This is a genomic window from Serratia proteamaculans (assembly GCF_946227095.1).
Lineage (GTDB): Bacteria > Pseudomonadota > Gammaproteobacteria > Enterobacterales > Enterobacteriaceae > Serratia > Serratia proteamaculans_E.
The window spans coordinates 1-13,091 of record NZ_CAMISV010000004.1 but is presented as its reverse complement, the minus strand read 5'-3'; the positions used below and the strand labels follow the sequence as shown (position 1 = coordinate 13,091).

The window sequence follows — 13,091 nt, the reverse complement described above, 5'->3', positions numbered from 1 at the left end:
AATGAAAAAGATCGGTATAGCAGGTTTACAACGCGAGCAAATCAAACAGGTTATTGAATCTACCGCCCCCGGTAAATTTGAGTGTTTTATCCAAAACGATATGGAAGCGGCCAGTAAAGTCAAAAACGGCGAATTGGACTATTTTATTGGCGCTTGTAATACCGGAGCCGGAGCCGCGTTATCTATTGCTATCGCCATTATCGGCTACAACCGGTGCTGCACCATTGCCAAACCAGGAATACAGGCAAAAGAAGAGCAAATAGTTAAATGGATCAATGAAGGGAGAGTCGCTTTTGGCCTTTCGGTGGAACATGTTGAACATGCCGTTCCGATATTGATTGCTCACTTGAATTAAGGAGGCCGTCATGGAGCAATATCTGCATATTGTTATCGTCGCCTTGCTCACGGGCATGACCTCACTGCTTTCTCATCGGTCCGTGGCGGTATTTCACGATGGCATTCGTCCCATTCTGCCGCAACTGGTCGAAGGCAATATGAACCGCCGGGAAGCCGGGAGCATAGCATTTGGCTTGAGCATCGGTTTTGTGGCTTCCGTCGGGATCTCATTTACCTTATCGACCGGTCTATTGAACAGCTGGTTACTGTTTCTGCCTACCGACATCATCGGCGTGCTGGCATTTAACAGCTACCTGGCTTTCACCTTAGGCATGGTCTGGGGCGTATTGGTCTTAACCAGTCTGGTTCCGATCAATACCCTGCTCACCGCCCTCCCGGTGGATATTCTGGGGTCGTTGGGCGAACTTTCCAGCCCGGTGATTTCGGCCTTTGCCCTGTTCCCGTTGGTGGCTATCTTTTATCAATTCGGCTGGCGTCACAGCCTGTTGGCCGCCATCGTGGTGCTGATGGCCCGTGTCATTGTGGTGCGTTTTTATCCTTTGCTTTTCCCTGAGTCCATTGAGATTTTCGTTGGCATGGTCATGCTGTTAGGCATAGCCATATTTCGTGATATCTCCCAGCGTAAACACCATGAGCAAAATCATGGAGCCTCCGTTTTCGAAGAAAGAACCTCACGAATTATCAAAAACCTACCGCTACTTGCCATTACCGGTGCGCTGATATCAACGGTTGCCAGCCTGAAGCTGTTTGGGGGTTCTGAGGTCTCTATCTATACCCTGGCAAAGGCCTGGGCACCTGGGGTCTCACCCGAGGAATCCTCGGCGTTGGTGAACCAGGCCGCACTGGCTGAATTTATGCGGGGATTAGGCTTTATTCCGCTGATTGCCACCACTGCGCTGGCGACGGGCGTATACGCGGTAGCTGGATTTACCTTTGTGTTCACCGTGGGCTATCTGGCTCCATCTCCATGGTTGGCGGCCATTCTTGGTGCGTTAACCATCACGCTGGAAGTGCTGTTATTACGCTCTATTGGTCGTTGGTTGAGCAACTATCCTTCGGTTCGCAATGCTTCTGACAGTATCCGCAACGCCATGAATATGCTGATGGAATTCGCCTTGATGATCGGGGCCATTTTCGCCTCTATCAAGATGGCGGGCTACACCGGGTTCAGCATCACCGCCGCACTTTATTTCCTTAACGAAGCGCTGGGACGGCCAATATTGAAAATTGCTGCCCCGGTGGTTGCTACCATCATCTGCGGTATTTTATTGAATATTTTGTACTTCTTGGGGTTATTCGTTGTGAGTTAACCCCAAACTGGGGCAGTCCAGAATTCCGCGAACCATTCTGCGAATGCCAAACTGGAGATCGAACGGCGGTTAGAGCAATAGAAGCTTGCACAGTGGCGTTGCCATTGTGCAAGCCATCTCCCCCCATCCTGGCCTGTTTCGCCCCCACTGTTGTCAGCATGTAAAACGCTGTACCGATCCTGTTTATCCCGTCCAATAAAAACTTGAAGCCGATCACAGTTAGCGATCCTGCCTGCGAAAGCCCATTGCAACTGGCGAAACTTCCTTCGACAATGTTACCGATAACATGTTACCGGTAACAACTGACGCAGGGTAACGCCACTTGTCGTTTTGGAGCTAAGCCATGACCAATAATCAAAACCGTATTTACGTCATTATGGGCGTTTCCGGCAGCGGTAAGTCCGCTGTGGCCGCCGCAGCGGCCCGCCAACTGTCCGCCGGGTTCCTCGACGGCGATTTTCTGCACCCGCGTAGCAATATCCTGAAAATGGCCGCCGGTGAACCGCTGAATGATGAAGATCGTGCCCCGTGGCTGGCTGCACTCAACGATGCCGCCTTCGCCATGCAGCGCACCAATAATGTCTCGGTCATCGTCTGTTCAGCGTTGAAAAAACACTACCGCGATCGCCTGCGCGCTGGTAATGGCAACCTGTCGTTCATTTACCTGCACGGTGATTTCCCGGTGATCGAAGCCCGCCTGGCGGCACGTAACGGCCACTTCTTCAAACCGCAGATGCTGGTGACGCAGTTTGCCGCACTGGAACAGCCGGGCGCAGACGAGAGCGATGTGATGTCTGTAGACATCAACCAACCGCTGGAAGGCGTGATCGCCGACACCGTTCGGCATATCCAGAGCTTCCTGCCACAGGATGTGTGCGCGTGAATACTGTAACGCTGGTCGGTACCGCAGTCGGCTCGGTTCTCTTACTGCTGTTTCTGGTGATGAAGGCGCGTATGCACGCCTTCGTTGCGTTAATGCTGGTGTCTATCGCTGCTGGGATCTTCTCCGGCATGCCGCTCGATCGCATCGCCGATACCATGCAGAAAGGCATGGGCGACACACTGGGCTTCCTGGCCATCGTGGTGGCACTGGGGGCAATGTTCGGCAAGATACTGCACGAGGTCGGTGCACTGGATCAAATTGCGGCACATTTGCTGAAACGTTTCGGCCAGAGCAAGGCTCATTTCGCTCTCGGTATCGCCGGTTTGATCTGTGCCCTGCCGCTGTTCTTTGACGTGGCCGTGGTACTGCTGATCGGCATCGTGTTTGCCGTGGCGCGCCGTACCGACGGCAACATCGTTAAGCTGGCCATTCCGCTGTTTGCCGGTGTCGCCGCCGCCGCTTCATTCTTGTTGCCGGGGCCGGTACCGATGCTGCTGGCTTCCCAAATGAAGGCCGACTTCGGCTGGATGATCGCCATCGGCCTGGTCGCCGCGGTTCTCGGCATGCTGATTGCAGGCCCGTTGTACGGCAGCTTTATCAGCCGCTATGTGAACTGGCCGATGCCGGCGGATGAAAACGAACCGACGCTGAACACCGCCAACCTGCCGTCATTTGGCCTTAGCCTGGCGCTGGTACTCTGCCCACTGGTGCTGGTCGGCATGAAAACCATTGGTGCCCGCCTGGTCACGCCTGGCTCGCAGTTACAACAGTGGCTGGAGTTCATTGGCCACCCGTTTATCGCCATTTTAGTCGCCTGTTTAATCGTGATTTATGGCCTGGCAAAACCACGCGGCATGACCAACGAGCAAACGCTGGCCATCTGCTCTGCGGCGGTCCAGCCCGCCGGGATCATCCTGCTGATGACCGGTGCCGGGGGCGTATTCAAACAGATCCTAGTGGATTCCGGCGTCGGCCCGGCACTGGGTGATGCCATGATCGGCACCGGTCTGCCGATCGCCGTCGCAGCCTTTGTATTGTCCGCCATGGTGCGGGTGATCCAGGGCTCCGCCACCGTGGCCTGTCTGACCACCGTCGGCCTGGTGCTGCCGGTAACCAGTCAACTGGGGCTCGGCGGCGGACAACTGGCCGCACTGGCAATCTGTATTGCCGGTGGGTCTATCGTGCTCAGCCACGTCAACGACGCCGGCTTCTGGCTGTTCGGTAAATTTACCGGGGCCAATGAGCTGCAAACGCTGAAAACCTGGACGGTGATGGAAACCATTCTGGGCAGCGTGGGCGGCATCATCGGCATGGTCGCGTTCACCCTGTTTTAAAACGCCATAACGACATAACAGCGCCCCCGGCCTTTGCACATCAGGGCCGCAATCCACCACCGGGGGCACCGCCACAGGCGGCGTCTATAACAATAGCATGTGAGGAAGGTATGATTAATCCAACCCTATCCCGTGTCACACAACGCATCATCGACCGTTCCAAACACAACCGCGCCGCCTATCTGGCACGCATTGAGGCGGCTCGTTCACAAACCGTTCATCGCGCACAACTGGCCTGCGGCAACCTGGCACACGGCTTTGCCGCCTGCCAGCCGGATGACAAAACCGCGCTGAAAAATATGGTGCGCAGCGATATCGCCATCATAACCGCTTATAACGATATGCTGTCCGCCCACCAGCCCTACGAAAACTACCCGCAAAAGCTTAAACAGGCACTGCACGCGGTAGGGGCTGTCGGCCAGGTGGCCGGTGGTGTACCGGCAATGTGCGACGGTGTGACCCAGGGGCAGGACGGCATGGAGCTGTCGCTGATGAGCCGCGACGTGATCGCCATGTCTTCCGCCATCGGCCTGTCGCACAATATGTTCGACGGCGCATTGTTCCTCGGCATCTGCGACAAAATAGTCCCGGGGCTGGTGATGTCCGCCCTGTCCTTCGGCCACTTGCCGTCGCTGTTTGTGCCCGCCGGCCCGATGAGCAGCGGCTTGCCGAACAAAGAGAAAGTACGGGTACGCCAACTGTACGCCGAAGGCAAGGCTGACCGTCTGGCACTGCTGGAGGCCGAAGCCGCCTCCTATCACGGCATCGGCACCTGCACCTTCTACGGCACCGCCAACACCAACCAGATGGTGATGGAAGTGATGGGGTTGCATCTGCCGGGTGCTTCCTTCGTCCACCCGGATACACCGCTGCGCGATGCATTGACCGACGCCGCTGCCCGTCAGGTGACCCGCCTGACCGAGACTGCCGGCAACTATCTGCCGATCGGCCAGCTGGTGGATGAAAAAGTGGTGGTGAACGGCATCGTTGCCCTGTTGGCGACCGGCGGCTCCACCAACCTGACCATGCATATGGTGGCCATGGCTCGCGCTGCCGGCATCATTATCAACTGGGACGACTTCTCCGAGCTGTCGGACGCCGTGCCGCTGTTGTGCCGTATCTACCCGAATGGCCCGGCAGACATTAACCAATTCCAGGCCTCCGGTGGCGTCGCCCTGGTGGTACGCGAACTGTTAAAGCACGGCTTGCTGCACGAAGACGTGCACACCGTGGCCGGTTTTGGCCTGGCGCGCTACACCCAGGAACCGTGGCTGGACAATGGCCAACTGGCCTGGCGTGAAGGGGCGGAGACGTCGCTCGATGCCAAGGTGATCGCCAGCGTAGATGAGCCTTTCGAGCATCACGGCGGTACCAAAGTGTTGGCCGGTAACCTCGGCCGGGCGGTCATGAAAACCTCGGCGGTACCGACGGACAACCAGATTATCGAAGCACCGGCGGTGGTATTTGAAAGCCAGCATGACATTGTTCCGGCGTTTGAAGCCGGCAAGCTGGATCGTGACTGCGTAGTGGTGGTGCGCTTCCAGGGACCACAGGCCAACGGTATGCCCGAGCTGCACAAACTGATGCCACCACTGGGCGTACTGATGGACCGTGGATTTAAAGTGGCCCTGGTGACCGATGGCCGCCTGTCCGGCGCTTCCGGCAAGGTGCCTTCCGCCATCCACGTGACCCCGGAAGCCTACACCGGCGGCATGTTGGCCAAGGTGCAAAACGGTGACCTGATCCGCGTGAACGGCCGCACTGGCGAGCTGGCATTATTGGTCGATGCCAAGCAGTTGGCCCAGCGCGCGCCTTACCAGCCCGACCTGAGCGCAGAACATATCGGCTGTGGTCGTGAACTGTTCGGTGCCTTGCGTAGCCAGCTTTCCGGGGCCGAACAGGGCGCCTGCTGTATTAAATTTTAACCGATAGCATGGCCGTGCAGCCGACGGCGGCGGCCATAACTGGAGAAAACCATTGATGAAAAATTGGAAGACAAGCGCAGAGCAGATCCTGATGGCCGGACCGGTAGTCCCGGTGATCGTCATCAACAAGCTGGAACACGCGGTACCCTTAGCGAAAGCCCTGGTAGCCGGAGGCGTACGGGTATTGGAAGTCACCCTGCGCACCGCCTGCGCGATGGACGCGATCCGCGCCATTGCCAAAGAAGTGCCAGATGCGATTATCGGCGCCGGTACCGTCATTAATCCACAGCAGTTGCAGGAAGTGACCGATGCCGGTGCCCAGTTCGCCATCAGCCCGGGCCTGACCGCCGATCTGCTGAAAGCAGCCACTGCCGGTTCAATCCCGTTAATTCCCGGTATCTGTACCGTGTCGGAACTGATGCTGGGCATGGATCACGGCCTGCGTGAGTTTAAATTCTTCCCGGCGGAAGCCAACGGAGGCGTGAAAGCGCTGCAGGCTATCAGCGGCCCGTTCCCACAGGTGCGCTTCTGCCCAACCGGTGGCATTTCACCGAACAATTATCGTGACTATCTGGCGCTGAAAAGCGTGCTGTGCATCGGCGGCTCCTGGCTGGTACCGGCAGATGCGCTGGAAAGCGGCGACTACGCACGCATCACCGAATTGGCGCGCGCCGCCGTTGCGGGTGCGAAAGCTTAATCGTATTGGGCGCGGTGATGAACTGCGCCCTTAAGCCGTGGCGGAGGTTGCGGGCAGCGCCGCCCCACTGCGCTGGCTGAAACGGCGTTTTTTACGGTAAGCAAACACGTCCTCCACATGTCCATCACGGATGCGCTGTTGCAACCCGCGCCAATAATCGGCCTCGAACAGGTCGCGATGCATCTCTTCAAACACCTGTCGGATGCGCCGGTCGCCACACAAGAAATGCCTGAACTCCTCCGGAAACACATCATTGGGTGACACGCTATACCAGGGTTCGCTGGCCAACTCATCTTCCGGGTAGCGCGGCGGCGGAATATCGCGGAAGTTGACCTCGGTCATGTAGCAAATCTCATCATAATCGTAGAACACCACTCGCCCGTGCCGGGTCACGCCAAAGTTCTTGAACAGCATGTCGCCGGGGAAAATATTGGCGGCGGCCAGTTGCTTGATCGCATTGCCGTATTCTTCTATCGCGTCGCGCATCTGTTGTTCATCAGCCTGCTCCAGATACAGATTCAGCGGCGTCATGCGTCTTTCCATATACAGATGCTTGATCGCGATGCGATCGCCCAGATCCTCCAGCTTGTCCGGCACCTCACGCTGCAGTTCCGCCAATAATTCCGGACTGAGACGCGCCTTGTCGACGACAAAATTTTCGTACTCCTGGGTATCCGCCATGCGCCCCACGCGGTCGTGTTCCTTTACCAGTTGGTAGCACGCCATGACCTGCGCCTGCGTCACCTCTTTTTGCGGCGCAAACTCATCCTTGATCACCTTGAACACCCGATCGAACGACGGCAGGGTAAAGACCAGCATCACCATGCCCTTGACCCCCGGCGCGATGATGAACTGCTCCTGCGAACCGCTCATAAACGTCAGGTACTCGCGGTAACATTCTGTTTTCCCGTGCTTCTGGCAGCCGATCGCCATATACAGCTCGGCGGTGGTTTTGCCCGGCAGGATTTCGCGCAGCCACTCGACCATCGCCGCCGGCAGGGGGGCGTAAACCATAAAGTAAGAACGGGCGAAGCCGAACACGATGCTGGCCTCGGCCTTGCTGGTCAGGCAGGTATCAATAAACAAGGCGCCGGAATCACTGTGATGGATTGGCAACAGGAAAGGATAAACCCGGTCTGCCACTCGCAGCTTACCCACCAACCAGGCCGCTTTGTTACGGTAAAACAGTTCGTTGGCGATCTGGAACGTCGCTCCAGCCAACTGCTGCACACTGAAGCTTTGTTGCAACGCCAGCGTGATGTAATCAATATCGCGCGATAAGTTTTCCCACGGTAACCGCAGAGGTAAATCAGTCAGCAGATTGTACAGCATCGCCGAGACGTCGCCGTTGGCAGTGAAATCGCGTGACAGTGGGCGCGGGATATCGCGAAAGCGCCCTTCCGGCTGGGAGCTGAAAACAAACAGTTTCTCCGGCGTCAGATCGCGGTGCCGGAACAGCCGGCAGTAGACGGAATTGAAGAAGCTTTCGGCAATCTCAAAGCGCGGGTACTCAGGCAGCAGATCGGTATACACCGCCTTCACCCGGCTGGGGAAATCCGCATCATAATATTTTTGCCCGGTGATGCACTTCAGTTGCTCGACCACCAGGCCGACGTGATGATCATACAGATGGATACGCTTTTTCATCGCCAGCTGCACTGCCGGCCAGTCCGCCCGCTCAAAACGCTGCTGCGCACCGGCGGTCACCTCCAGGAAGCGGCCGTACTGTGCATCAAAGCCCTGCAGGATCGTCTGTGCGATCAACAGCTCCAGTTTTGCCGCCATCCTTACCTCCCGCCAGAAAATAGAGCCTGCATAAGCAGGCTCCGGGTTACCACTTGTCAGCGTTGCCGCCTCAGAACTGCTGTTCTTCCGTCGAACCGGTCAGCGCCGTCACCGAGGAGGCTCCGCCCTGAATAATGGTGGTCACCTTGTCGAAGTAACCGGTGCCCACTTCCTGCTGGTGTGAGGCAAAGGTATAACCACGAGCCACGGCATCGAACTCCGGCTGTTGCACTTTCTCGACGTAGTGCTTCATGCCCTCGCCCTGCGCATAGGCGTGCGCCAGGTCAAACATGTTGAACCACATGCTGTGAATGCCTGCCAGCGTGATGAACTGGTATTTGTAGCCCATCGCTGACAGCTCTTCCTGGAAGCGAGCGATAGTCTGATCGTCCAGGTTCTTTTTCCAGTTGAACGACGGCGAGCAGTTGTACGCCAACAGCTTGCCGGGGAATTTGGCATGGATCGCATCGGCAAAGCGCTTGGCCGCCTGCAGATCCGGCGTGGATGTTTCGCACCACACCAGGTCAGCATAAGGGCAATATGCCAGGCCACGGCTGATCGCCTGCTCAACACCGGCATGGGTACGGAAGAAACCTTCGGCAGTGCGCTCGCCGGAAACAAACTCGCGGTCGTAAGGATCGCAGTCAGAGGTCAGCAAATCCGCAGCATCGGCATCGGTACGCGCAATCACCAGCGTCGGCACACCGAGTACGTCAGCGGCGAGACGCGCAGCAACCAGTTTCTGGATCGCTTCCTGAGTTGGCACCAGCACTTTACCGCCCATATGGCCGCATTTTTTCACCGCCGCCAGTTGGTCTTCGAAGTGCACCCCGGCAGCACCGGCTTCAATCATCGCCTTCATCAGTTCGAAAGCGTTCAGCACGCCGCCAAAGCCGGCTTCGGCATCGGCCACGATCGGCAGGAAGTAGTCGGTGTAACCTTTGCTGCCCGGTTCAATTTTGTTGGCCCACTGGATCTGATCGGCGCGGCGGAAGGTATTGTTGATACGCTCAACCACCCCCGGTACGGAATCGACCGGATACAGTGACTGGTCCGGGTACATCGCAGACGCGGTGTTGGCATCGGCCGCCACCTGCCAGCCGGACAGGTAAATCGCCTCGACGCCAGCCTTGGCCTGCTGCAACGCCTGACCGCCGGTCAGTGCCCCCAGGCTGTTGACATAACCTTTGCGTGATTTACCGTGCAGCAGTTCCCACAGCTTGGCGGCGCCGTTCTGCGCCAGCGTACAGACCGGGTTAACCGAACCGCGCAGATTAATCACGTCTTCCGCGCTGTATGGGCGGGTGACCCCTTCCCAGCGGGCCGACTTCCATTCCTGTTCCAGCTGTTGGATCTGTTGAGCACGAGAGGTAGACATAATTTTTATCCTTTTCAATAATGTAGGGTTAATGGTCAGGAACAGGTTCAGGCCAGCAGCTCATAGCCAGGTAAAGTCAGGAAATCGATTAATTCGTCTTGCGTAGTGATACGTTCCATCAGGCGCGCAGCCTCTTCGAACCGGCCAGCGTTAAAGCGGGCCTCACCCAACTCTTCACGTACCACCCACATTTCTTCTTTCAGCATCTGGCGGAACAGCGCCTTGGTAACCAGCTGACCATCGCTCAGGCTCTTTTCGTGGTGGATCCACTGCCAGATAGAGGTTCGGGAAATTTCTGCCGTCGCCGCATCTTCCATCAGGCCGTAAATCGGCACACAGCCATTGCCGGAGATCCAGGCCTCGATGTATTGCACCGCCACACGGATATTGGCCCGCATGCCTGCTTCGGTACGTTCACCGTCACAAGGTTCCAGCAGCTGCGCAGCACTGATTGGCGCGTCGTTTTCACGCAGCACTTCCAGTTGGTTCCGGCGCTCACCGAGCACCCGGCTGAACACTTCCATGACGGTATCCGCCAGGCCTGGATGTGCCACCCAGGTACCGTCGTGGCCGTTATTGGCTTCCAGCTCTTTATCCGCCCGGACCTTGTTCAGCACCCAGGCATTTTTCTCAGCGTCTTTGCTCGGGATAAACGCCGCCATACCGCCCATGGCAAAGGCACCGCGCTTATGGCAGGTCTTGATCAGCAAGCGGGAGTAGGCGCTAAGGAATGACTTTTCCATGGTGACCGACTGACGATCCGGCAATACGCGATCGGCATGATTTTTCAGCGTCTTGATATAGCTGAAGATGTAATCCCAACGGCCGCAGTTCAAACCGACGATGTGATCGCGCAAGTGATATAGGATCTCGTCCATCTGGAATACCGCCGGCAGCGTTTCGATCAGCACCGTGGCTTTGATGGTGCCGCGTGCCAGGGAGAAACGATCTTCGGCAAAGCTGAAGACTTCGCTCCACCAGGCGGCTTCCTGCCAGGACTGGGTTTTCGGCAAGTAGAAATAAGGGCCGCTACCTTTGGCCAACAGTTGACGATAGTTGTGGAAGAAATACAGCGCGAAATCAAACAGGCCGCCCGGGATCGCTTCCCCCTGCCATTGCACGTGCTTTTCCGGCAAATGCAGGCCGCGTACGCGAGCAATCAATACCGCCGGGTTCGGCTTCAACTGATAAATCTTGCCGGCTTCATTGGTGTAAGAGATGGTGCCGTTCACCGCGTCATGCAGGTTGATTTGGCCATCGATCACTTTGTCCCAGCTCGGCGCCAGTGAGTCCTCGAAGTCCGCCATAAACACCTTCACATTGGCGTTCAGGGCGTTGATCACCATCTTACGTTCAACCGGACCGGTGATTTCCACCCGACGGTCGCGCAAATCCTCAGGTATGCCGCGGATAGACCACTCACCATTACGAATGGAAGCAGTTTCCGAAATAAAGTCTGGAAGATCACCTTGATCGATCTTCTGCTGCCAGCAGGCACGCGCAGCCAACAGTTTGTTGTGCTGTGGAGTAAACTTACTCACCAGTTCCGCCAGGAATTCGACCGCGTCATCCGTCAACACCTGCCGCTCAGCAGCGGTGAAACCCTGCGTAAACGTTAACTCCGTGCCTACTATCTGTTGCGTCATTGTCTTGCTCCTTCCCATCGTTGCGCACCGCTGCCGCTAGCCAGTCCGGCGCATCTTCATCAAAAATCAGTGTGGATCAGGGCCGATAAAACGATCCTTAACTGGTCAGATCTCTTCTCTCTGGATCTAAGAATACTCAACTAAAAATAAAAATCAAAAACGATTTCCATTTTAATATAAAATATTTTATTAACCTTTTATTATCAATTAGTTAATATAAATAACAATGAACACCAGTAAGGAAACCGGTTCCATAAACTGATGCGAATTAATTTAAGTGATTGTTAGACAATGATTTTTACTAGAATAGCGAAGAAAAGAAGGGGTGCAGATGAGGGATAAGTCGCGTCGGCGGCCTCGATTCAGCCGCCGATTGGGGTAAAAGGGTTACTCGAGAGTCGGGTTCATATGACGCAGATCGTACGGTGTGATTTGGTAAACATAGTAGTTGAGCCAGTTGGCAAACAACAGGTGACCATGGCTGCGCCAGGAGGCTTTTGGTGTGAGTTCGGGGTTATCATCGGGGAAGTAATTCAGCGGTACCACAGGATTAAGACCGGCCTCGTTATCGCGACAATACTCACCCGCCAACGTCAGCGCGTCATACTCCGGGTGCCCGGTAACAAACGCCAGGCGCTTGTCCTTACTGGCGAACAAATAGGCCCCGGTCTGCTCTGATTCGGCCAGGATATCCAAATCCGTGTACTGGCGGATGATCTCCGTGGGGAAGTCCGCATAGCGTGAATGGGGAGCCAGGAAGGTCTCATCAAAACCGCGGGTCAGCAACGCGTGCTGTTGCAGTGTTTGATGCTGATAAACACCCGACAGTTTCACTTCACGGGTCATCTTCGGGATACCGTACAGAATGTTCAATGCAGCCTGTACCGCCCAACAGACAAACAGCGTGGAAGTGACATGGTTCTTGGCCCAATCAATCACCCGTTCAATCTGTGGCCAGTAAGCAACGTCGCAGAAATCAACCAGCCCCAACGGCGCACCGGTGACAATCAAGCCATCAAAGTTCTCATCCTGAATGTCTTCAAAATCACAGTAGAAGTTGTTCAGATGCTCCGCCGGCGTGTTCTTCGACTCGCGGCTATCGATACGCAGCAGTTGAATGTCAATTTGCAGCGGAGAGTTGGAAAGCAGGCGTAAAAACTGGTTTTCTGTTTCGATCTTTTTTGGCATCAGGTTGAGGATCAGCACTTTCAGCGGCCTGATTTCCTGAGTTTTTGCCCGAGAGGATGCCATCACAAAGACATTCTCATTGCGCAAGAAACTGACTGCAGGTAACTCATCAGGAACACGAATCGGCATTGCTTAATCCTCACATATCCATTTAAACGTTTAGACTTCTAGATGCCCGAAGATAGCGGTTTTTGGGCACAATGTCGAGTGTTCAACGGGAAGGTGAAAATGTTTCATTGCGTTGGTACAGATGGAACTCATACGCTTTTTGAAGACGAAAAGCAAAAAGGCCATCCTTGCGGATGGCCTCTTGGCTTAATTGATGCTTGGCAGTGTCCTACAATACTCGTCTCATCCTGAGACTCCCCCCTTCGGGGCCGCCGCAAGCGGCGTTAAAGCCCGTTCCCGACGGGCTTTTCGCATACCCATGCTCGAGCAGAACGATATACGACAGATAAAACAAAAAGCCCTACGCTTTCACGTAGGGCTTGTTGCTTTAATTGATGCTTGGCAGTGTCCTACTCTCGCATGGGGAGACCCCACACTACCATCGGCGCTACGGCGTTTCACTTCTGAGTTCGGCATGGG

At 55.9% G+C, this 13,091-nt stretch carries 10 protein-coding genes and 1 rRNA gene; 6 read left to right on the top strand and 5 right to left on the bottom strand.

The window, feature by feature from the left end:
- The first annotated feature begins 1 nt into the window (after nucleotide 1).
- From OC597_RS09205 to OC597_RS09180, 6 genes are all read left to right on the top strand, one after another.
- Nucleotides 2-355 carry a DUF2620 domain-containing protein gene (locus OC597_RS09205; RefSeq protein WP_261425006.1) on the top strand — a complete coding sequence of 118 codons (354 nt, stop codon included), beginning with the start codon at nucleotides 2-4 and terminating at the stop codon, nucleotides 353-355.
- A gap of 10 nt (nucleotides 356-365) precedes the next feature.
- Entirely contained in the window at nucleotides 366-1,667 is a 1,302-nt protein-coding gene (locus OC597_RS09200) for a YhfT family protein (RefSeq protein ID WP_261285426.1), read from the top strand.
- A gap of 343 nt (nucleotides 1,668-2,010) precedes the next feature.
- Complete coding sequence (gene gntK, locus OC597_RS09195; protein ID WP_099065624.1) at nucleotides 2,011-2,550, top strand: gluconokinase; 540 nt, start codon at nucleotides 2,011-2,013, stop codon at nucleotides 2,548-2,550.
- Complete coding sequence (gntU, locus tag OC597_RS09190; RefSeq protein WP_261257988.1) at nucleotides 2,547-3,884, top strand: gluconate transporter; 1,338 nt, start codon at nucleotides 2,547-2,549, stop codon at nucleotides 3,882-3,884. Before gntK ends, gntU begins: the two co-directional genes overlap by 4 nt.
- A 110-nt stretch (nucleotides 3,885-3,994) precedes the next feature.
- Entirely contained in the window at nucleotides 3,995-5,809 is a 1,815-nt protein-coding gene (gene edd / locus OC597_RS09185; protein ID WP_262208456.1) for a phosphogluconate dehydratase, read from the top strand.
- Between the two features lie 55 nt (nucleotides 5,810-5,864).
- Complete coding sequence (locus tag OC597_RS09180; protein ID WP_115183629.1) at nucleotides 5,865-6,506, top strand: bifunctional 4-hydroxy-2-oxoglutarate aldolase/2-dehydro-3-deoxy-phosphogluconate aldolase; 642 nt, start codon at nucleotides 5,865-5,867, stop codon at nucleotides 6,504-6,506.
- Nucleotides 6,507-6,536: 30 nt separating this feature from the next.
- On the opposite strand, the gene aceK is transcribed toward OC597_RS09180, so the two are convergent.
- The 5 genes from aceK to rrf form a co-directional block, all read right to left on the bottom strand.
- Nucleotides 6,537-8,291, bottom strand: a complete 1,755-nt coding sequence (gene aceK, locus OC597_RS09175) for a bifunctional isocitrate dehydrogenase kinase/phosphatase (RefSeq protein WP_261257991.1) — start codon at nucleotides 8,289-8,291, stop codon at nucleotides 6,537-6,539.
- A gap of 70 nt (nucleotides 8,292-8,361) precedes the next feature.
- The gene (aceA, locus tag OC597_RS09170) at nucleotides 8,362-9,669 is read right to left on the bottom strand and encodes an isocitrate lyase (protein ID WP_099065619.1); all 1,308 of its coding nucleotides are present in this window, start codon (nucleotides 9,667-9,669) and stop codon (nucleotides 8,362-8,364) included.
- Between the two features lie 47 nt (nucleotides 9,670-9,716).
- The gene (gene aceB, locus OC597_RS09165; RefSeq protein ID WP_262208453.1) at nucleotides 9,717-11,315 is read right to left on the bottom strand and encodes a malate synthase A; all 1,599 of its coding nucleotides are present in this window, start codon (nucleotides 11,313-11,315) and stop codon (nucleotides 9,717-9,719) included.
- A 387-nt stretch (nucleotides 11,316-11,702) separates the two neighbouring features.
- Nucleotides 11,703-12,632, bottom strand: coding sequence for a homoserine O-acetyltransferase MetA (gene metA, locus OC597_RS09160; RefSeq protein WP_044553861.1), 930 nt, complete (start codon nucleotides 12,630-12,632; stop codon nucleotides 11,703-11,705).
- A 376-nt stretch (nucleotides 12,633-13,008) separates the two neighbouring features.
- Nucleotides 13,009-13,091, bottom strand: a 5S ribosomal RNA gene (gene rrf, locus OC597_RS26695); the annotation flags it as partial.

Bases quoted from the DNA above. Each gene is read 5' to 3' on its own strand.
- OC597_RS09205 (WP_261425006.1), top strand. From the start codon at position 2: ATGAAAAAGATCGGTATAGCAGGTTTACAACGCGAGCAAATCAAACAG.
- OC597_RS09200 (WP_261285426.1), top strand. From the start codon at position 366: ATGGAGCAATATCTGCATATTGTTATCGTCGCCTTGCTCACGGGCATG.
- gntK (WP_099065624.1), top strand. From the start codon at position 2,011: ATGACCAATAATCAAAACCGTATTTACGTCATTATGGGCGTTTCCGGC.
- edd (WP_262208456.1), top strand. From the start codon at position 3,995: ATGATTAATCCAACCCTATCCCGTGTCACACAACGCATCATCGACCGT.
- OC597_RS09180 (WP_115183629.1), top strand. From the start codon at position 5,865: ATGAAAAATTGGAAGACAAGCGCAGAGCAGATCCTGATGGCCGGACCG.
- aceK (WP_261257991.1), bottom strand. From the start codon at position 8,291: ATGGCGGCAAAACTGGAGCTGTTGATCGCACAGACGATCCTGCAGGGC.
- aceA (WP_099065619.1), bottom strand. From the start codon at position 9,669: ATGTCTACCTCTCGTGCTCAACAGATCCAACAGCTGGAACAGGAATGG.
- aceB (WP_262208453.1), bottom strand. From the start codon at position 11,315: ATGACGCAACAGATAGTAGGCACGGAGTTAACGTTTACGCAGGGTTTC.
- metA (WP_044553861.1), bottom strand. From the start codon at position 12,632: ATGCCGATTCGTGTTCCTGATGAGTTACCTGCAGTCAGTTTCTTGCGC.